We start from the raw sequence: 20169 nt of genomic DNA, 5'->3' as shown, positions 1-20169 counted from the left end.
CTATTTTTCTTCTCCAGCAAACTTCATTTTAGAATTAATTTTTTCGACGATCGCCTCAGTGGAAGGAGCAAAAGACGATTTACCACCAGCCATTTGCTTGCCTGCACTCATTTTTGCGCCAATCTGTTCAGCCGTAGGGATAAAAAGCTGCTTATTTTTTAGAAATAGTTGTTTCTTTTGAGCAGGAGTTAAAGTTGCAAAGATATCTTTTTTAGGAATAGCTTTAAACACTGTACTTAGCTTAGTCTTTTGAGCAGGAGTAAGGGTCACTGCTTTAAAAGCCTTCCGAAAACTAGTTCCTGCCGCAACTTTAGATGCAAACTCCTCTTGTTGCTCAGGAGTAAGCACACTGGCAATCTGGGGCAAGATTTCTGTTTCTAGTTGCTGCAATAAATCCGTTGTGCTGTCCGTAGCCGTAGGAGTTACGGATTCTTGGGGAGCCGTAGGTTCTTCAGCAATAATTGGAGTCTCAGTTACTTCTGCTTCAACTATTGGTTCTAGTACTTCAGTTTCTGCTGGTGCTAATGATTCTGGCGCTTCAATCGCAGACTCAGTTTCACTAACCGCCGCCACTAACATTGCCTCGGAGCCAGAGATTGCTTGAGCCTGAGTTGCGTTACTAAATAGCAAGCTCACAATCATTAACGCACTAATAATGACTGATAAAAAACGTTGTTTCATTTTCTTTTTTCCTAATATTGAACTTTGATTTATGGATGTTGTCGATCAAGAAACCGAATAGAGAGTTGCGATGCTAAGCATCGCAACTCTCTATTCGGTTTCGGTTTGGTTCTAACATTACTAGCTATGGATATAGGGGATTGAAATCTTGGAGAAATCTAAACGGGTTGACGAAAATGCTCGACAAAGGCAGCGATCGCTAAAATAGAAATCGCAATTAAAGGTAAAACTAAGCTCCACCAAGACTCGGACACTAAAACAAACACAGCCGCTAGCAAACCACCCAGAGCAAAACCGACAATCGTGGGGACAAATCGACCAATTCTCTCAAGGGACTCGGCGGCTTCTAGCTTAGTAACTTCATTCTGTTCCTTAGCTAATTTAGCGCTACAAAACTGCACCACATCAATAGTTAACTGAGTTGTATTTCCCGTCATAACCGTAGTAGGGATATAACTTTTAAAGACACCTCTTGCTTCCTTCATTAAAGCGTTCTGAATTGCCATCGCAATCACACCAGAAATACCAATCGGCAAGATTAATTCTTCCTGCACATCCAATAATAAAGCTGGCGAAAGAGTCGTCCCGATCGTCAAAAAAATGGCAAGGGCGATCGCCTCAGCCGTCAGCAAAACTCCAAAAACGCACCATTGTTGACGACGCGCATAGCGTGCAAGAATAGAAGTTAGCGCCACCGTCACCACAAATGTCGGCAACATGATTAAACGGGTAATTGTTGTCTCTGCGTCCGAACTTACAAACGAAGAACCTGCCAAGGCGATATTGCCTGTAACATGGGCTGTAAAAAGTCCAAACAGAATAATAAATGCGGAAGTGTCCACAAATCCAGCAACCCAACTCAGTAAGAAACCTGCGGGCTTATCACTAATCAAAAAAGCTGTGATACTAAATTTTGAGGGCGATCGCGAAATTACAGATGTCATTTGTTCGTCTCGAAACACGTCTGACTTCAATTATTTTCTAGAACCCGTTTAAGAATTGTCTCGATTCCTACGCTGTGCCTAAAAAGTGTGGCTAGAAAGTAGCAATAATTTCTAGCTTTCAGACTGGACAGTAAAACATGGAATTGCAATTATATTGCTCTAGTCTGTCTCCCCTGATGAGAGACAGACTAGGGTTTCCACGTAATATCTGTAAGGGATTTGAGTTTGCATTTTGCCTACAGCAAAGTGCAAATCGCTATACAGAAATTAAGGAGTAGCTTCTAAGGCAGGAGCTGCTTCAACGGCTGGAGCTTCTACACTTTCTACGGCTGATGCTTCTTCAGGGGCAGCTTTTTCTTCAACTTCTTTCTTTTCAGTAGCTTTTTTCTCAGCCTTCAACTTTTTGGCTTCCAACTTAGCGGCTTCCTTAACTTTTTTAGCTTCTAGTTTGGCAGCTTTTTTAGCAGCTTTCGCCGCAGCTTTGGCTTCTTCTTTAACTTTTTTAGCTGCAGCTTTCTCTTCTGGAGTTTCTACAACTTCTTCGGTTTCCTCAACTGCCGCATCAGCTAATAGCAATGAAGATGGCATGGCACTTTCATTGGTAATGCTTCTAACAGGAACAGACCCATCAGCATTTACCTGAAGGGCATTACCGAAAAATAAACCTAGCATCAGGATAGTTGCCAAGCAAAATCTACTAAATCTAGCAATCAACTGAGAATTAGAAGAAGGAAAATCTCTCTTAGACATATGTACAAACTCCTCTTTTGAGAATGAAAAACTTTTTACTTAGTGATTTTTTTACTTAGTGATTTAACCACTATGAATACCAATACTATTTCTTGAAGCCTGAACGATAGTTAAATCCCATAAACAAGCATTGAATTACTGCAAAAAATTATTACTAGATCTTTTACAGTTGCGCTCCATTAGAACAGCACAATCTAAAGATGATCGTATTTTAAATCACTAATCTTTACTTCTTGATTTGTTGCGGCTTCACGGAATAATGCATTCCGAAAAATTGCTATAAGCGAGCATTGATATTCAAAATTACTGTATACAGTATACATAGATTATCCTATGCAACGATAAAAGACAAGAAAAAAGCAAGCGATCGCTTGCTTTTTTCTTGTCTTTTATCGTTGTTGCCATTTTTGTTAGGACACAAAGCTAGAAGAAGAGTGGCGGCGCTTCGCGCCGCCACTCTTCTTCTAGCTTTGGATGATCGTAAAGTCTGACTCATCCCCAAAATCTTTGACATTGGACACAGAATAGTTGGGGATTGAGACAGAAAATTTGACATTATGTAAAATTTCCTGAGCCTCTGGAGAATTAACTTGGGCTAAAGCTCTTAATACCGCACTGCGAACTGAGCGATCGCGGTCTTTTAAAGATTGAGAAAGATAAAATACCGCGTCATGGGTGCCAATTTCTCCAAGGGCAAGGGCTGCATCACAACGGACATAGGCATATTCATCTTCTCTAAGGATCTTGGCGAGTAAGGGGACTACTTCTTCCATGCCGATTTGACCTAAGGTACGCGCCGCCACACTCCGCGTATGACTAGAGGAATTATTCAGCATCTTAGCCACTGCGGAAATCGCGGGAACGCCGATATTTTTTAGGGCTTGTACTGCTTGAGACTGCACACTAATATCATTTTCTGTGAGTAAGCTTGCTAAGGAATTGGCGGATAATGGCGATTTAATTTGTCCTAACGCCCAAGCTGCTTCAAAACGTACAGATTTGCTACCATTTTCGAGGGTTTCGATTAAAGTGGTTACCGCTAGGGGGGAGCTAATTTGCCCCAAAGAATGCGCTGCATGGACTTTGACCATATCATCGCTATGCTTGAGGGCATCAACTAAGGGAGATACCGCAGGCAAGCTCGCCCTCCCTAAAGCTTTGGCGACTGCGGCTTGCACTTGGATGGAAGGGTGGCGTAATAATTTGACTAAAGCATTAATGGCTTCAGAACTGCCGATCCAACTTAGTGCCGAAGCGGCTTGCCAATGAATTTGCCTATAGGGATTTTTTGTAGCTTCGATTAGGGAGGATATGGCGAGGGGCGATCGCAAATAACCTAAAGCGATCGCAGCTTTTTTGGCGACAGCTACGTCATCACTTTCAAGGCGTTCTAGTAAAGCTGGAATTACGTTATCGCGGCAACGAATCAGTTTTTGTAAAGCCACGGAAAATTGATCGGATCGGGCGGCGGCATCAAATTCCGCTAAAATTGCCGATTCGCCTCCCAACTCAGGGGCAGTCATAATCCGACGATCTTCGGGTAGAGCATAACCGGGGGAGGCGGGTATCCGATAGTCTTCGATTTTTGGTGGCGTGATTTTGGCGTTATGGGTAACTTTAGAAGGTATTTTCGGTTCTTGCGTATTCATAGCGTCTGTCCTATTTATGCCTTGATACTTGGTTTAGTCCCGTTACCCATCACAACAATCAAAGATTATCGGCATTAAGTAGCTAGGCGTAATTAGAAAAACAAACTAAAAGCTGTGGCGCACGCTGAGCGTGCGCCACAGCTTTTGAGGGTTTATATTTAATTGCGCCCAGCTACTTATTTGTATATTTTACGAGAATAGTCTCGCAAAACTTAAGTAATTTTTGAAGGATTGACTAGCGCAGCAGAATCAAAAAATACAGCTAAAAGCTGTGGCGCACGCTGCGAGTGCGTCACAGCTTTTAGAGTTTTATATTTAATTGCGCCTAGCTGCTTATTTGTTAGTCTAATTTGTTAGTCTAAAAATTGGTAATATAACGACTCGGACAGTCAGGGTTTTAAAGACCCCAAATGGCTACGCTATTTTGTGTCTTACTCTTTAGTCTTGGTTGCTAAAAAATAGCGCATCTATGAACCAACTTCTCAGCGCATTTACTTTGTTTTTGAGTCTCCTTGTGGAAGCTATTCCCTTCCTAATGATGGGGGTTTTACTATCAGGAGCTTTATTAATATTTGTAGATGAGCGTAAACTTATAGCGATCTTACCCAAAAATCCATTGCTTGGCGCATTAGCAGGTAGCTTATTGGGATTTATGTTCCCTGTATGTGAATGTGGCAATGTGCCTGTGGCAAGACGGTTAATTTCTCAGGGAGCGCCAATTTCAGTTGCCGTGAGTTTTTTACTTGCGGCTCCGACGATTAATCCCGTGGTGATTTGGGCAACTTGGACAGCCTTTCGCGATCAGCCTGAAATTGCGGTTTTGCGAGTGGTGTTATCTTTGGCGATCGCCACAATTGTGGCGATGGTCTTTAGTAGTCAAAAGGATTTGCGCCCAATCTTACAGCCTAATATTGCGATCGCTTTGCCAGCAGCTAAGATCAAGGCGGGGGCTGTGCCTGTGGGAACATTCTTTTTGGGGGAAGATACCAGCAAACCGCTCGATTTATCGGGTTATGCGACCAGCCAAAGCATTGCTACAAAATCTTTGCCCGATCGCTTAAATTTGCTGCTAGATAATACTCTGGCGGAAATGCGCGAACTAGGGGCAATTTTGGTCATGGGCAGTGCGATCGCCGCCATTATTCAGGTATGGGTTCCGCGCGATATTATTCTTAATCTCGGACAGGGGCAAGTTAGCTCGATTGTCGCGATGATGATTTTGGCAGCGATCGTCTCGATCTGTTCCACTGTGGATGCCTTTTTTGCACTATCCTTTGCCTCGACTTTTACCAGTGGCTCTCTGTTAGCTTTTCTGGTCTTTGGCCCCACGATTGACCTCAAGGCGATCGGATTAATCTTAACGATTTTCCAAAAACGGGCTGTGATTTATATGTTTTTACTTACAGCCCAGCTAACTTTTTTAAGCTGTCTATTTATCAACTTTCAAATTCGCTAAATAGGAAGATGTGCGACGCGACGCGTCGCACATCTTCCTATTTAGATTGCAAATTATAATTAAGGATTACTCGTGTCTATTAGTGAAACTGTACTTGAATCAATTTCTGAAGCACCCGTCAGCTATGAAACTTTAACCAATATTGACCCCACCGAATTTTCACTATCCTTGCCTGACCCCAGTGATGAAGGCTTAGCTGAAGGACAATTTTTGGCTGAGGTCGATCAAGCTTGGCAAGTATGCGATCGCTTTGATTTACAGACAGACATTTGGCGGGGCAGGATTTTACGGACTGTGCGCGATCGCGAAAAAATGAATGGCGAAGGGCGAGGCACGGGCTTTCTCAAATGGCTACAGGAACGGGAAATTAGCAAATCCCAAGCCTATTCATGGATTCAACTAGCCAATAGTGCAGATACGCTGATGGCGGATGGGCAACTCGATGCCGATGACATTCGCCAATTTAGCAAAAGAGCCTTTGTGGAAACTTCGCAAGCGGCTCCCGAAGTCCAGCAACTGATTGTCGATGCGGCGCGGAATGGCGAAAAGATTACCCGTCGCGAAGTGCGTCAACTTTCTGATGAATGGACAGCGATGAGTTCTGACCATCTGCCCGATGACCTCAAAGAAAAGGTTGCCGCCCATACGATTCCTACTCGCTATGTGGCTCCCTTAGTTCGGGAAATTGATAAGCTGCCCGAAGCCTATCAAGTGCCACTTAAACAAGCGATCGCCGATGGTTCCGATCTTGACAACATCAAGCTAGTAACCGCCGATGCCCAACGGTTAACCAAATATTTATCGAATACTAATCAAGTCCAAGCGATCTCCCAACGTTCCGTTAATATTGATGCCGCACTGGAGGAAGCTTTACGGATTGGGTGTCTAAAGCTCGCCTCAGACTTAGTTAGCCAAGCCTCTCAACTTGAACAGGCGATCGCCAAGCTCTACGGCACATGGAAGCGCGTTTCCACATCTGCTGATCAGTTATATGTAGAAGCAGGCGCTAGTACTCCTAATCTTTTAGATCTATTAAATTCCCTTGATTCCCTTGCCAGTCCTAATGTCGCCGTCCAAATTGGCAACGAACATTCAGGGCGCACTATTCGCTTACAAATTACCGAAGAGTAGAAATAAACAGCGCCTTTAGGCGCTTTCATACTCCTACATATAAAACCAATAAATAGCTATGCGCGGCTTCGCCGCGCATAGCTATTTATTGAGTGTGAGGAGAGTAACTAGCCGACATTGCACAAAACTAGAACTGCCGTCAGATTGTCATGCCCATTTACACTATTACCCAAATCAATTAAGCGTTCTAACCCCGTATCTAAAGAAACTTCTTGATTGAGGATGGGTAATAAATGGGTTTGCCAGTTCTGCTCGATCACATCGTTATCACACAAACCATCGGAACATAACAGAAACAAAGTTGGCTCAGTTAAGGAAAAAAAGTTAATCGTAGGCTCTAGACGTTCGGTCGGATGCGGACCCAAAGCTTGCGTTAATTGAAGGGCATCGGGTCTAGCCAAGGCTGACTCTCGGTCTAGCCCCAAGTCGATTAATTGATTAAATACATCATGATCGCGAGTAATTTGTTCTAACTTGCTAGCACTATTGCCAGCCATATTTTGATGAGAAAGCTTATAAATACGACTATCGCCCACATGGGCGATCGCCACCCTCAAATCATGAATCGCTAACATCACCAGCGTGGTTCCCATCCTACTGAGAGCTTGGCGATTTTCCCCTTCATTCTTCGCAAAAATAGCTTGATTAGCATTGCTAATGATCTCGCGTAGTTTCTTGTCCCCCGGCAAAGTGTCAACCCAAAAGGGACGAAATTGATCTGTAATCGAGTTAACTGCGATCGCGCTGGCTTCTTCACCTCCTGCATGACCACCCATCCCATCACAAAGGATAAATACCCCTCGATGACTGCGATCGCTAAGTTGACTTTTGCCATTAATACTACGAGTTTGGAAAATCGTCGCAAAATCATCTTCGTTGCGATCGCGTTGCTTACCCACATCAGTTTTACCGCCATAGGTTATATCAATCAAAAAATTTGAAGACGAAATTCCATAACTAGCTTCGTTCTCAGCTATATCTATTTCTAAATTGGCAAAATCTAGGTCGTTATCCTTCAGAAATGATGGATCTAGGAGATCCTCTGATCTAGTCTCTAAGCTTGTGGACGATGGTTCAATAGGAGTCTGGCTAGAAATAAAATCTTCTATTCCTACTTCTATCTCTTCCGTCATATTTTCTAAATTTAGAGGTTGAGTATCTCCTAAGCTTTGTTTATCATCTTTAGCCTCAAAACTATCTAGGGTATTGATGAGATCTGTAAAAATTTTTGTGCCACAAAATTGACAAAATTGATAGTTATCAGGATTTACAGCTTGACAACTAAGACAAATGTTCATAAATACGCCTCTTTCTAGTCCTAGGGCTACTGCGTCAGCACAGCAACGTTTTGTGAAAGTGCATCCCGAAAGAATGCGATTCTCCAAACTATATCTTAATTAAACCTTAGTTTCATAGTTAGGATTGCTGATTCATAATGAAAGAGCAGAACTAAGGTAATCGCACCTATGACCGATTCTACCAGACTCAATCCCGCCGATGAGATTGCCCTTGGACGAGACTTTATGACACTCTCGCAGCACGTCCTCTCCAATTTTGGGACATTCTCGGCGGAGGCTTATGACTTGAGTGCTTTGATGAGCAGGATTGGCTTAGCGGGTAAAACTATCGCACGACATCTTAGCCTTGCAGGTTTGCTGGAAAACGTACTGGGTGTCACTGGTGAAACCAATGTCCAAGGCGAAGCTGTAAAAAACATGGATCACTACGCTAATCGGGTGTTTCTTCGTGCTTTTGAACAAAGCGGCTTAGTATGTCGGCTCGCTTCCGAAGAAATGGAAAAGCCCTACTATATTCCCGAAAATTGCCCCATCGGTCGCTATACCTTACTTTACGATCCCATAGATGGCTCTAGCAATATCGATGTAAATTTAGCGATCGGTTCCATTTTCTCAATTCGTCAACAGGAAGGCGATGATGAGAATGGAGAAGCCGAAGATTTATTGCAATCGGGACGTAAGCAAATTGGTGCAGGTTACATTCTCTATGGCACAAGCACGATGTTAGTTTATAGCTTGGGTAAGGGAGTTCACGCTTTTACCCTTGATCCTAGCATCGGTGAATTTATTCTCTTTCAAGAAAATATTCATATTCCTGACAGTGGTTCTACTTACAGCGTCAATGAAGGTAATTTTTGGCAATGGGAAGAATCAATGCGTGAATATATTCGTTATATCCATCGCCAAAAAGGCTTTTCGGCAAGGTATTCAGGTGCTTTAGTTGCTGATATTCATCGCATTCTTTTTCAAGGGGGGGTATTTCTCTATCCGGGAACTATTGGTCATGAGGATGGAAAATTGCGCTTACTGTATGAGTCTGCGCCCCTCGCTTTTTTGATTGAGCAAGCAGGCGGGAGAGCTTCGACTGGGACTCAAGATATTCTGGATGTTGTGCCGACAAAATTGCATAGTCGAACACCTTTGATTATCGGCAGCAAAGAAAATGTCAAAGTTGTAGAATCTTTCTTAAACAAATAGAAAAAGCTGCCCAAAGGGCAGCTTTTTCTATTTGTTTAGCGATGGCACAAAGCGCTATCACTCATCTTTGGGGCTTGAAACTATACTAAATCACAAATTTTAAAACTAAACTCAGTAAGGTTTTTCAAATTAAGAAATGGCGTAGCCATTTCTTAATTTGGTATTAAGCGTAGTCTTGAAGCGCAGTTACGGAAATTGCTCCAGATTGGAGAGAGCGAATGGCAGCGATCGCCGCTTTTGCTCCTGCAAGGGTCGTAATTACAGGAATCTTGTAGGCTAAAGCGGTGCGCCGAATCATCTTGCCGTCGGTTTTTGCTTCCTCACCACTAGGTGAGTTAATGATCAATTGAATTTGACCATTTTTCATCGAGTCTCCAATGTGAGGACGACCCTCATGCACCTTGAGAACTTGCTTCGACTCAATGCTATTGCGGCGAAGGATCTTGTGAGTTCCTTCTGTAGCCACCACTTTGAAACCAAGCTCAATAAAAGCTTCGGCAACCGATGAGATACCACTCTTATCGCGATCGTTGACTGAGAGAAATACGGTTCCTTCTAGAGGTAAGTGAGTCCCTGCGGCAATTTGAGCCTTGGCAAAGGCGCGCCCAAACTCGGTGTCGATACCCATAACCTCACCTGTTGATCGCATTTCAGGACCCAAAATCGTGTCGGTTCCTGCAAACTTCGCAAAGGGGAGGACGGCTTCCTTAATCGAGATATGTTTGGGAATTACCTCTTCCGTTAAGCCTAATTCCGCTAGGGTCGCTCCTGACATGATTCGCGAAGCATAGTTGACAAGAGGAACATTAATCGCCTTGCTGACATAGGGAACGGTACGGGAAGCACGAGGATTCGCTTCGAGAATAAATACTTTGCTCTCTTTAAGGTTGTTATTATTCAACTGCACAGCATACTGAATGTTCATTAAACCGATTACATTTAGAGCCTTAGCAAGACTAATTGTCCAAGTGCGGATGGTGGTCAGAACTTCAGGGGGCAAGGAGAAAGTAGGAATCGAGCAAGCCGAGTCGCCTGAGTGAATCCCTGCTTCTTCGATATGTTCCATAATGCCGCCGATGGTGACATTGCCTTGTTGATCAGCGATCGCATCCACATCAACTTCGATCGCTCCCTCTAAGAACTGATCAATCAGTACAGGGTGTTCAGGCTCGATGATGATAGCGCGGCGCATATAGTCTTCCAATTCGGCATCGGAATAAACTACTTCCATGCCACGACCACCGAGAACATAGCTAGGACGCACGACAACGGGATAACTAACTCGCTGAGCAATGACGATCGCTTCTTCTTCGGAACGGGCTAGACCATTATTGGGCTGTAAAATGCCAATTTCTTGACAAATTGCCTCAAAACGTTCGCGGTCTTCGGCAATATCAATGGAGTCGGGCGAAGTACCCCAAATCTTAGTAGGAGAATTGGTGTCTTGGAGATACTTCAGCAAGGGAACTGACAACTTCAATGGAGTTTGTCCACCAAATTGAATGATTACGCCTTCAGGCTGTTCCGCTTCGATGATGTTCAACACATCTTCGCGAGTCAATGGCTCGAAATAGAGGCGATCGCTAGTATCGTAATCGGTAGAAACAGTCTCAGGATTTGAGTTAACCATGATTGTCTCAAATCCTGCGGCGCGTAACGCATAGCTGGCATGACAGCAGCAGTAGTCAAACTCAATCCCCTGCCCAATCCGATTAGGTCCACCACCGAGAATCATCACCTTGCGCTTTGTGGAAGGGAGAACTTCTGATTCTTCTTCATAGGTTGAGTAGTGATAGGGAGTGAGCGCTTCAAATTCAGCAGCACAAGTATCAACGGTTTTGTAGGAGGGAATAATACCCAAATCTTTACGATAGGCGCGAACTACATCTTCGTTTGTACCCGTCAGATAGGCAATCTGGCGATCGCTAAAGCCCATCCGCTTAGTTTCCAGCATCTCTTCTTTCTTGATGCTGTCGAGCTTCCGCCCCTTGATTGATAGTTCTACATCGGTAATCTCACGCATTTTTTGCAAGAACCAAGGATCAATATTGGTTAGTTCAAAAATCGCTTGTACTGACAAACCAGACAGAAATCCATCACGGATCGAGAAAACGCGATCAGGATTAGGAACCCGCAAACTGTACTTAATTTTGTCGAGATCAGGTAAGGTTTCTTCGCGATCGCCACCAAAGCCAAAGCGCCCAACTTCCAGCGATCGCAATGCTTTTTGGAATGATTCTTGGAAAGTACGCCCGATCGCCATCGCTTCGCCGACAGACTTCATCTGAGTAGTTAGCACTGGCTCAGACCCGGGGAATTTCTCGAAGGCAAAGCGGGGAATCTTGGTGACTACATAATCGATAGTTGGCTCAAAACTAGCGGGAGTTTTCTTGGTGATGTCGTTAGAAATTTCATCAAGGGTATAGCCTACTGCTAGTTTCGCCGCAAATTTAGCGATCGGGAAACCAGTCGCTTTCGATGCTAGTGCCGAACTACGCGACACGCGAGGATTCATCTCAATGACAACCACATCGCCATTTTCAGGATTGATCGAGAACTGAATATTTGAGCCGCCAGTTTCTACGCCAATTTCACGAATGATTTTAATTGAATAGTCACGCAAACGTTGATATTCTTTGTCAGTCAGGGTTTGAGCAGGTGCAACTGTAATCGAGTCGCCTGTATGGATACCCATTGGATCAATATTTTCGATGCTACAAATGATCACCACGTTATCGGCGAGATCGCGCATCACTTCTAGCTCGTACTCTTTCCAACCGATTAGCGATCGCTCAATCAAGATTTGTGATACAGGACTAGCTTCTAAACCAGAGGCACAGATTTCTTCAAACTCCTCTTGGTTATAGGCGATCCCGCCGCCAGTACCGCCCATTGTGAAAGCTGGACGGATAATTAAGGGATAGGAGCCAATTTCTTGGGCGATCGCGCGGGACTCTTCCATCGTTGTCCCCAAGCCCGATGGACACATGGCAACGCCAATCCGTTCCATTGCCTCTTTAAATAGCTTGCGATCCTCTGCCATTTCGATCGCTTCCAGTTTTGCGCCGATTAGCTCCACGCCATATTTTTCTAGCACACCCATTTTCGCTAGGGACACGGCTGTATTTAGCGCCGTCTGTCCTCCCATCGTTGGCAAGATCGCATCAGGGCGCTCTTTTTCGATAATTTGAGCAACCACTTCGGGTGTAATCGGCTCAATGTAAGTGCGATCGGCGGTGGCGGGATCAGTCATGATCGTCGCAGGATTGGAGTTAACTAGGATCACATAGTAGCCCTCGTCCCGTAAAACTTTACAGGCTTGGGTTCCTGAGTAGTCAAATTCACAGGCTTGACCGATGACGATCGGACCAGCGCCAATCAGCAAAATCTTTTGGATATCGTTACGGCGGGGCATATTATCTTGTTTTTCGTAGGTAACTCGCATTACATTTTATAGCGTCATGGCGATCGCGCAATGTGTAGCGCATGATGCTAATTGGATTATTGGTTGTGGTGATGGCGATCGCTTTAAAAATTGTGACGCAAATGCTCAACCCTCTTGGCTAATTTCAGTGTCATTTGTCAGTGTCAGTCCTTGATAGATTTGGGCGATCGCAAAGGTGAGATTGATGCTCTTTAGCTCGATCATGTCACCTTCTTGGTAGTTAACAATTATCCATTCTCCATTATCTTTTTTATGATAGAGGTCTATTTCAATGCTGGTAGAGCTAACTAATAGATAGTCTTGTAATACAGGGTTGTTCGCATATAGCCGAAATTTGCCGCCGCGATCGTAGGCTTCGGTACTAGGTGATAAAACTTCGACAATTAAGGATGGATAGGTGATGTATTGAGTGGTGATTTTGTCGCGATCGTCACAGGTGACGCTGACATCGGGATAAGTGTAATTTTCGGCTTTGACCATTTTAATCCGTAGGTCTGAGTTCCCGATGATGCAATTGCCAGCACCTAAGTGAGAATCAAACATAGTAATAAAGCGAATGGCAATACGTGCATGATTAACACTACCGCCACTCATGGCATAGACTTGACCTTCGAGATACTCATGCTTATGTATTTGCTTTTCTTCCCAAGCAAAGTATTCTTGAGGTGTAAGCTGAGGAAAATTTTCTCTAGCTGCAATCATGTTTTCAGGGAATAGGATTTGTTTTGTATTTTAACAAATACGATCGCCTCTCAAATTATCACAAGGCGATCGCCCCTTATACAATCAAATCCAAACCCAAAAATCTCGTAGGGGCATAGCATTCCCGCCGAAATTTATGATTTTACCGATTCCCTTCATTTGGGAATGCTATGCCCTAAACCTCGCAACGCAGGGACAATTTATCGGTGAAAGCGAAGAGGGTTAAGCATTTGCAGAATGATGTGTCTGCGATCGCTTTAAAAATTGTGGCGCAAATGCTTGACCCCTACAAGAAAATGTGGTGATTATTTTTCCTTTTGCCTTTCTACTTTTTACTTGGCAACAGCATCGTTGATTCTATTTCTTCGCGGACTTGTTTGCTGACGTAGCTGCGGTTCATGCACTCGACAAGGAGGAGATTGGCGGCGTAATATTGATTGAGAAGTTCCTTTTGCTCTCTAGTGAATTGCCAATCGTGACCGATATTGCGGCGATCGATACATACATGACGAAACTGTTGAGTCCATTGTTTGTCGTTTTCTTGCCACCAATCACAAAACTCTGCAAGGTATTCATTAGGATCAGGACTATCATTTTTTAGCGCTTGCTGTAGCACATGATCGGAAATTTCATAAGCATTATCTATAGTTTTAGCAAGAGCGAGCGCTATCTCTTTAACTTGATTTTTAAGGAAATCTGTAGATTGAGAAAGGTTGAGAACATGAGCAAGGGCAGAATCTAATTCAAGCGATTTAGATAACCTGACATCTCGTTCAGATGTCAGGTTATCTAGTCCAAATGCTAAAGCGATGAATGCTGGCCCGTCTTGGTTGCCACGAATAGCCTTAAGAGCAACGCTAGAGTAAAATGCTCTCAGGGCAATATTCTTATAAATACATTGGATAGAGTTTGTTTTTTGCTGCGTCCAAGTCAAAAAATCCTGCAAATTCTTATCATTTTCTAACATTCCATCAATATGATGTTTCATCAATCGCAAAAAGCCATCTGCTTGTCTCAACATTTCCGCAGTTAGATAAAAAACTTCTTTCCATTGCGGATTTGTAATACTCTGCACCAATATTTCTAATTGACTTGTCCGTACAATTTCTCGTGCTGTAAAATATTCCTGAAAAGTCAAATGAGAAAAAGAATAAATATTTCTCGCCCTCTCCACTAACAACCCATGATGATGCTCGATCGCTTTTAGCACTACCTCACTATCCAGCCGCAACGCTTCAGGATCTGCCGAGGCTTCAGGAAGATTGCAGATATAGTTCTTAATCTGGCGTTGCAAATCCTCTTGCCGAAAGAAATATTCACCATTCACAAAGGTGTTAAAGGCAATCTGTCCCAGCATATCCTCCTTATTTTGTGGCGACAGATGTTTATAAATTACCTCTCGTTCAATATTGCGCTTCGCATCCCACTTTTTCATCAACACTTCCAAACCTTCCTTATACAGTTCCGATCGCTTCGGCGGGAAGTCGTTACGCTCACCAAACACCAAACACAACAGCGTCAATAACAAAGGACTTTTCGCTAATTCCTTAACAGGTTTATTACCCTGTAATCTCTCTAACAACCGTTCCGCTTTTGACTCATCCCTTTCCCGAAACCAATTATTCACGAAGGTTTCAATCTGCCCATCATCAAAATCCGCCACCTCAACTTCCGTAAACTTCTCAAACTGATATTCTCGCGCTGCAATCCTACAGGTAATCGCAAACCGATTTTTTAGCCAATCCCTCGAAAATTGATCGATATCCTGCTTAACACGGCGATCATCTTCCTTCTTCACCTCATCCAATCCATCCAACAGGATCAACGCCCTCCCATCCTTGAGCAAGCGCTTCACCATATCCGCCGCCACATCCCGTTTTTGAAATTCTGTCAAAATATAATTTTCTAGCGTTGGCTGTCCCCTCTCCTCCGCATAAGCCTTCAGCGTCACAAATATCGGCACAAGTTCCCCATGAAACCGATCGCCGAGACAAGACATCGCCAAATATTTCATAAACGTGGTTTTCCCTGCCCCCGGTTTACCCAATACCACCAGCTTTTGAAATTCTTCAACCGCCTCAAATCCCTTTACCCGTTCTTTAATCGTCCCCACTAAAAAGCGATCAAAATGCTCACGAGTACATACCTCCATCACCTCGTCATAGCCAATCCGCCGCCGCCCAGTCACATCCTTAATGATATTCACGTCAGTATAAATCCGATCCAAATCGACAGGTTGCGTCATATCCAACACCCGCATCGTCCCACAGCGCTCCGTCACATCCGCCGCAATTTTTTGCTTCACCTCTTGGACTAGCAGATCGAGGTCATCACTTACGGCTTCTTCCCCTCGTATCTCTCTGAGTCCAAGATATTCACATATTTCGTTGAAATTGTTTTTGTCAATCGGTTTCCCAGCAAATAAAGCTGTAATAGTGGATCGCGAAATTTTTAGTTGTTCAGCAAGAAGCTGTTGCGTATACTTCTCGCGCCTCATTGCCTTTTTGATATTACTTATATCTTTCTGAGAAGCCCGTAGTGATCGTGCCATTTCTAAAACTCAAGCAACTCAATCCATTTTGACATTTTCTAAGTCACGCAAAATTTGAATATGAAAATCAAGATTACCGCAAGCACAGGCAAACTTTAACAGCGCAGATCCCCGACTTTTTCTGCGCTATCACAAAAAATTGGCAAGTTCACACAAAAAGTCGGGGATCTTAATCTCTACCCGTAAAAACAAGCAAATCACGCAAATAGCCCAAAGTCAGTCAAGCAGACACCTTTCATAGTGAGTACATAAACTATTTCAGAGCAAAAAAATTATGTCAGCACAAATTCAAAAAACAGCCCAACAACAAACCCAAACCGCCCAAACCAGCACCAATCCCAACTTAGATATTACCCCTCTCATCATGCCCATTAGTTATTCCATCTCAGGAGCGATCGCCCTTGCTGCGATCGCCGCATTTCTCCGTCAACTCAGAGAATAACTTAGCTACTCTATTTCAGTCGCGATCGCCCTTGCTGCGATCGCCGCCTTTCTCCGTCAACTCAGAGAATAGTCCTGATTGCCATAGCGATCGCAGTTTAGATGTGTGAAAGGCGATCGCCGTCTGGCAAACCCTTCGTCAGCCTGTAATTCTCTTTTTGGGTTTTAATCTAAATTCGCGCTAAAGTTATGCCAGATATGATTTAGAGATTTAGCGCTATGTCACAGGGCAAAGAAACTACAGTTTTAGTATTGTCATTGCTACTTACGGCTGGAATTGCGGGTGGTGGATATTGGTTCTTTTCGCAGCAGAGTAAGCAGGCTCAGATCCCTTCACCGAATGTATCGGTATCCCCTTCATCACCATCCCCTTCATCGCCATCCCCTTCAGTAAGTAACAATCCCAACCCCGCACCACCCACTGGACTCAATTTTGACACCTCTTTGCCTAATCCGAATGTTTTAGAGATGGATGGCAGTACCACCATGGTTGCTTTGGTTAAGGAATTGCGAAACGGCTATAGTCAAGCTAATCCGAATATTCCCACGACTTTTGGTGTGCCTGATGGCAAGCCTAGTGGGTCTAGTCAGGGATTACAAAATCTGATTAATGGAACTGTGGCGATCGCTGCGAGTTCACGTCCACTCAAAGCCGCCGAAGCCCAATCGGGAGTGCAATTAGTACCGATCGCTAAAGATGCGATCGCGGTTTTTGTAGGGATTAATAATCCATTTAAAGGTAACTTAACCAAGGATCAAGTACGGGATATTTATTTAGGCAAAATCACCAACTGGTCGCAGGTGGGCGGCAGTAATCAACCAATTAAGGTGATCAATCGCGCCACTACCAGTGGCACTCGAGAAGCTTTTCAGGATATTGTCTTGCTTGGTCAGACTTTCTCGCCCGACAATGCCAACTACATTACATGGAAGCAAGATGAAACAACCGCTATTTTGCGAGATCTAGGCGATAACGGGATTAGTTATGCGACTGTCTCGCAGGTGGAGAAGCAAGAAATTGTGAGGATTGTCCCCATTGATGGTGTTAATCCCATGGATGTGGGATTAGTGAAAGCAGGAAAATATCCCTTGAGTCGTAATTTATTCTTAGGGGCAAAGAAAGTAACTAGTCCTGCGGTTAAACAATTTATAGAGTTTGCACTTTCGCCACAGGGTCAGCAAATTATCCAAAAATTAGGTTTTATTTCCATCCAATGAGATACAGCGCTTTGCAATCAAACACACTAGGAAATTGCTATAAATGATTTAAGAGAGTACAACCCTTGGGGTTGTACTCTCTTAAATCGTTTAGGATTGCTATAGCTGTTGCCATTCTTGTGAGGACACCAAACCAGAAAGCGAGTGGCGGCGCGAAGTGACGCTACTTGCTTTCTGGGAGTTTGAAGTGACCACAGCTATATATGGGAAACAAGCAAATCTGTTTTCCTGTCTACATGATTTGATTGTGGGTGTAAAGCACCCATAACCGAAAAGATGATTTGCCCAAAAGACTGTGTTTGAGGATGGTTTTGTGAAAAAAGGAATCAAAAATTTGATCATCGGTTTGACCAACAAAATGATCAGCAAAGAAGTTGTGAACCTTGTTGCCTCTAGCTTCATTCTTTGCGGAGGTATCAGCGCGATCGCCACATTTCCTTTAATTCCATCAGCCCCAGTTCAAGCCCAATCCGATGAAGATACAAACATCCGAGTTTATAAGCTCGCTAGCCCTGCTGTGGTATCTATTCAAACCCCAAGTGGCAATGGGAGCGGCTCGATAATTGATGCTAAGGGTTTAGTGTTAACCAATGCCCATGTGGTGCGTGGGACAACGACGGTGAACGTCATTCTCAGCGATAAGCGCAAGTTTCGGGGCGTAGTCATTGCCAGCAGCCGCAACCCTGACCTCGCAGTAATTCGTCTAGAGGGAGTAACCGATAGCTTACCAACTATTTCCATAGCATCTTCAACGGGTATCCAAGTGGGACAACGCGCCTTTGCGATCGGCAATCCCTTTGGACGCTTTGCAGGAACCTTAACCACTGGGATTATTAGTCGCATTGATAGCGATCTCAAATTATTACAAACCGATGCCGCCCTTAATCCCGGAAATTCGGGTGGTCCTTTGCTCAATAGTCGAGGGGAATTAGTAGGCGTAAATACGGCAATTTTTACGACAACTTCGGTAAATAGTGGCATTGGCTTAGCGATCGAGGCAGATACGGTCAAGCAATTTATTGCGGCGGCTCGTAATGGCGCGATCGCCAATAATCCGCAGCCAAATCTTGCTGCACCGATGGTAATTAACCTAAACGGCAATCCGATCACTGCTACCCTCACAGCCAAAGATAGAACTTTACCTGATGGCAGTTATTACAAGTCCTATCAATTTCAAGGCGTAGCGGGGCAAGCGGTGGTAATTGAGATGCGTGGTAATGGCATCGATCCCTATCTGGTTTTGTTTGATAGTAGTGGGCGTAAAATTGCCGAGGATGATGATGGTGGTGGTGGCAAAAATGCCAAACTTGCTCTCACTTTGCCGACCACAGGACGCTACACTCTCTATGCCAATTCCTACGAAGTGGGTGAAACTGGCTCTTTTGTCCTCTCTGGACGTTTGAGCGATAACGTTGCATCTGAGTCTACAAATAGCCCGATTCTTTTACAAAAAATTGGCAAATTAGGTTCTGAGAGCCGTATTTTTGCCAGAGATGGCAGCTTGTTTGACAGCTTTAGTTTCACTGGACAAGCAGGACAGGTGGTACAAATTGATCTAATGAGTCCCGATTTTCATCCTTATCTAGTTTTATTTGCACCCAATAGTAGGTTTTTAAAAGAAAACAATGGTTTACCCAGTCGCAGAAGTGCATCAATGACGATTGAACTGCCCGTAACGGGAACCTATCGCACCATTGTCAATGCCTACGATCGCAATGGCAAAGGAGCCTATAAGCTCACAGTTAAGCGAGTGCGCTGATCTGCACAAAGTTGCAGCGCAAAGCGCCACAATTTTATAAATAAAAAAGCACCCTTAGGGTGCTTTTTTATTTATAAAGTTTGCTCGTTGTTGGGACGGGGGCGGACACGACTTGGCGTAGAGTCAGGTTCGGGCAGAGGTGTGTATTGATTGCCTGTAAAGTCTTTGCTAACTCGTAAGCGCTGGCTGGTGATCGTAATGCCTGACTCGCGGACTAATACAACCGAAATCCAGCGATCGCCTGAGGAAAAAGGAGCTTGACCGATCTTAAATAAGCCCCCCGCCCGTAAAGGACGGAGATTGATCGTATTTTCGTTGAGGTAATTTTTGGCTTCAACGGGTTCTTCGATCGCTGCGCCTAACAAAAGACTTGTTCCCAATGGCTCAGTGACGATCGCATCTAAGACATATTGACGACCGACTCCAATTAATTCAGGAACCTTGAGCTTTACAGGAGGTGGCGCTTCACCAGTACTCAGCGAAGATTGCTCAGCCAAGACTTTCTGAGATACCACCTGCAATTGACCATTGATACTTTTGTAAGTCTGGGTGGAGATCAGACGAGCATCTAGCTTGAAGTTATCGTTCTCAGATCCCTTTGCCCCCTGCACCATCGTTACGGTTTCGGCAGTAATCAGATCCCCTTGCTGCTCCCATTTGGAGATTTCCGTGCGATAGCTAATGCTTTTATATCTTTGCCAGAGGTCGCGCAATACTTGCTTGTAGCGATCGCGATTCAGCCCATCGGCATGATTAAAAGTAGGCGCGTAATATTTCATTACCGATTCGATGTCTTGGCTGCTAGCAGCTTTATCCATCGCAAACACAATGTTTGATAGTTCGGCAGGTACGGGTTTAGATGATTGGGCAGCTAGGACGGGACTAGCTAGAGGTGCGATCGCCGCAACTGCCGCCGAAACAAGTAACAGAGTAATTCGTTTGAACAT

At 44.1% G+C, this 20169-nt stretch carries 15 protein-coding genes and 1 pseudogene; 7 read left to right on the top strand and 9 right to left on the bottom strand.

The genetic code is table 11. The features are described 5' to 3' along the window. The 4 genes and pseudogenes from H6F42_RS13530 to H6F42_RS13515 all read right to left on the bottom strand — a co-directional run bounded on the left by H6F42_RS13530 (window position 1) and on the right by H6F42_RS13515 (window position 4024). Window positions 1-681 carry a hypothetical protein gene (locus tag H6F42_RS13530; RefSeq protein WP_190399896.1) on the bottom strand — a complete coding sequence of 227 codons (681 nt, stop codon included), beginning with the start codon at window positions 679-681 and terminating at the stop codon, window positions 1-3. Window positions 682-839: 158 nt separating this feature from the next. After that, the gene (locus H6F42_RS13525) at window positions 840-1625 is read right to left on the bottom strand and encodes a YoaK family protein (RefSeq protein WP_190399895.1); all 786 of its coding nucleotides are present in this window, start codon (window positions 1623-1625) and stop codon (window positions 840-842) included. 267 nt (window positions 1626-1892) lie between these two features. Continuing rightward, window positions 1893-2051, bottom strand: a pseudogene (locus H6F42_RS22315) (30S ribosomal protein S16); the annotation flags it as partial. A gap of 788 nt (window positions 2052-2839) precedes the next feature. Next, window positions 2840-4024: a HEAT repeat domain-containing protein gene (locus H6F42_RS13515; RefSeq protein WP_190399893.1), complete on the bottom strand. Its 1185-nt coding sequence runs from the start codon at window positions 4022-4024 to the stop codon at window positions 2840-2842. A 469-nt stretch (window positions 4025-4493) separates the two neighbouring features. Here H6F42_RS13515 and H6F42_RS13510 point away from each other — a divergent pair, with 469 nt between their 5' ends. Together H6F42_RS13510 and H6F42_RS13505 are read left to right on the top strand one after the other, a co-directional pair. Further along, entirely contained in the window at window positions 4494-5480 is a 987-nt protein-coding gene (locus H6F42_RS13510; protein WP_190399892.1) for a permease, read from the top strand. 141 nt (window positions 5481-5621) lie between these two features. Then, window positions 5622-6611, top strand: a complete 990-nt coding sequence (locus H6F42_RS13505) for a hypothetical protein (protein ID WP_347272312.1) — start codon at window positions 5622-5624, stop codon at window positions 6609-6611. A 107-nt stretch (window positions 6612-6718) separates the two neighbouring features. Here H6F42_RS13505 and H6F42_RS13500 read toward each other — a convergent pair whose 3' ends face one another. After that, window positions 6719-7909 carry a protein phosphatase 2C domain-containing protein gene (locus H6F42_RS13500; protein WP_190399890.1) on the bottom strand — a complete coding sequence of 397 codons (1191 nt, stop codon included), beginning with the start codon at window positions 7907-7909 and terminating at the stop codon, window positions 6719-6721. A gap of 168 nt (window positions 7910-8077) precedes the next feature. Here H6F42_RS13500 and fbp point away from each other — a divergent pair, with 168 nt between their 5' ends. Continuing rightward, window positions 8078-9106 (top strand): class 1 fructose-bisphosphatase, encoded by a 1029-nt coding sequence (gene fbp / locus H6F42_RS13495; RefSeq protein ID WP_190399889.1) that lies wholly within the window; start codon window positions 8078-8080, stop codon window positions 9104-9106. A 163-nt stretch (window positions 9107-9269) separates the two neighbouring features. Here the strand turns inward: fbp and carB are convergent, their stop codons facing one another. From carB to H6F42_RS13480, 3 genes are all read right to left on the bottom strand, one after another. Then, window positions 9270-12521, bottom strand: coding sequence for a carbamoyl-phosphate synthase large subunit (gene carB, locus H6F42_RS13490; protein ID WP_190399943.1), 3252 nt, complete (start codon window positions 12519-12521; stop codon window positions 9270-9272). 135 nt (window positions 12522-12656) lie between these two features. Then, window positions 12657-13253: a Uma2 family endonuclease gene (locus H6F42_RS13485; RefSeq protein ID WP_190399888.1), complete on the bottom strand. Its 597-nt coding sequence runs from the start codon at window positions 13251-13253 to the stop codon at window positions 12657-12659. Between the two features lie 325 nt (window positions 13254-13578). Further along, entirely contained in the window at window positions 13579-15804 is a 2226-nt protein-coding gene (locus H6F42_RS13480; RefSeq protein WP_190399887.1) for an NACHT domain-containing NTPase, read from the bottom strand. A 274-nt stretch (window positions 15805-16078) separates the two neighbouring features. On the opposite strand from H6F42_RS13480, the gene H6F42_RS13475 reads away from it, so the two are divergent. The 4 genes from H6F42_RS13475 to H6F42_RS13460 all read left to right on the top strand — a co-directional run bounded on the left by H6F42_RS13475 (window position 16079) and on the right by H6F42_RS13460 (window position 19222). After that, on the top strand, window positions 16079-16246 hold the full coding sequence (locus H6F42_RS13475) for a hypothetical protein (RefSeq protein WP_190399886.1): 168 nt from the start codon (window positions 16079-16081) through the stop codon (window positions 16244-16246). After that, a complete protein-coding gene (locus tag H6F42_RS13470; RefSeq protein ID WP_190399885.1) occupies window positions 16206-16355 on the top strand; it encodes a hypothetical protein in 150 nt (49 codons plus the stop codon). Before H6F42_RS13475 ends, H6F42_RS13470 begins: the two co-directional genes overlap by 41 nt. Window positions 16356-16464: 109 nt before the next feature. Next, a complete protein-coding gene (locus tag H6F42_RS13465) occupies window positions 16465-17463 on the top strand; it encodes a phosphate ABC transporter substrate-binding protein (protein ID WP_190399884.1) in 999 nt (332 codons plus the stop codon). Window positions 17464-17776: 313 nt separating this feature from the next. Further along, window positions 17777-19222 carry a trypsin-like peptidase domain-containing protein gene (locus H6F42_RS13460; protein ID WP_347272309.1) on the top strand — a complete coding sequence of 482 codons (1446 nt, stop codon included), beginning with the start codon at window positions 17777-17779 and terminating at the stop codon, window positions 19220-19222. A gap of 71 nt (window positions 19223-19293) precedes the next feature. Here H6F42_RS13460 and H6F42_RS13455 read toward each other — a convergent pair whose 3' ends face one another. After that, on the bottom strand, window positions 19294-20169 hold the full coding sequence (locus tag H6F42_RS13455) for a hypothetical protein (protein ID WP_190399883.1): 876 nt from the start codon (window positions 20167-20169) through the stop codon (window positions 19294-19296).

The organism is Pseudanabaena sp. FACHB-1998 (assembly GCF_014696355.1).
In the GTDB taxonomy this organism is placed as follows: Bacteria; Cyanobacteriota; Cyanobacteriia; order Pseudanabaenales; family Pseudanabaenaceae; genus Pseudanabaena.
The sequence above is the reverse complement of the archived record's forward strand: the minus strand, read 5'-3'. Positions and strand labels throughout refer to the sequence as shown.

What these genes read in the sequence shown, in the direction of transcription:
- H6F42_RS13530 (WP_190399896.1), bottom strand. Translation starts at nt 681, where the DNA reads ATGAAACAACGTTTTTTATCAGTCATTATTAGTGCGTTAATGATTGTG.
- H6F42_RS13525 (WP_190399895.1), bottom strand. Translation starts at nt 1,625, where the DNA reads ATGACATCTGTAATTTCGCGATCGCCCTCAAAATTTAGTATCACAGCT.
- H6F42_RS13515 (WP_190399893.1), bottom strand. Translation starts at nt 4,024, where the DNA reads ATGAATACGCAAGAACCGAAAATACCTTCTAAAGTTACCCATAACGCC.
- H6F42_RS13510 (WP_190399892.1), top strand. Translation starts at nt 4,494, where the DNA reads ATGAACCAACTTCTCAGCGCATTTACTTTGTTTTTGAGTCTCCTTGTG.
- H6F42_RS13500 (WP_190399890.1), bottom strand. Translation starts at nt 7,909, where the DNA reads ATGAACATTTGTCTTAGTTGTCAAGCTGTAAATCCTGATAACTATCAA.
- fbp (WP_190399889.1), top strand. Translation starts at nt 8,078, where the DNA reads ATGACCGATTCTACCAGACTCAATCCCGCCGATGAGATTGCCCTTGGA.
- carB (WP_190399943.1), bottom strand. Translation starts at nt 12,521, where the DNA reads ATGCCCCGCCGTAACGATATCCAAAAGATTTTGCTGATTGGCGCTGGT.
- H6F42_RS13485 (WP_190399888.1), bottom strand. Translation starts at nt 13,253, where the DNA reads ATGATTGCAGCTAGAGAAAATTTTCCTCAGCTTACACCTCAAGAATAC.
- H6F42_RS13480 (WP_190399887.1), bottom strand. Translation starts at nt 15,804, where the DNA reads ATGGCACGATCACTACGGGCTTCTCAGAAAGATATAAGTAATATCAAA.
- H6F42_RS13475 (WP_190399886.1), top strand. Translation starts at nt 16,079, where the DNA reads ATGTCAGCACAAATTCAAAAAACAGCCCAACAACAAACCCAAACCGCC.
- H6F42_RS13465 (WP_190399884.1), top strand. Translation starts at nt 16,465, where the DNA reads ATGTCACAGGGCAAAGAAACTACAGTTTTAGTATTGTCATTGCTACTT.
- H6F42_RS13455 (WP_190399883.1), bottom strand. Translation starts at nt 20,169, where the DNA reads ATGTTCAAACGAATTACTCTGTTACTTGTTTCGGCGGCAGTTGCGGCG.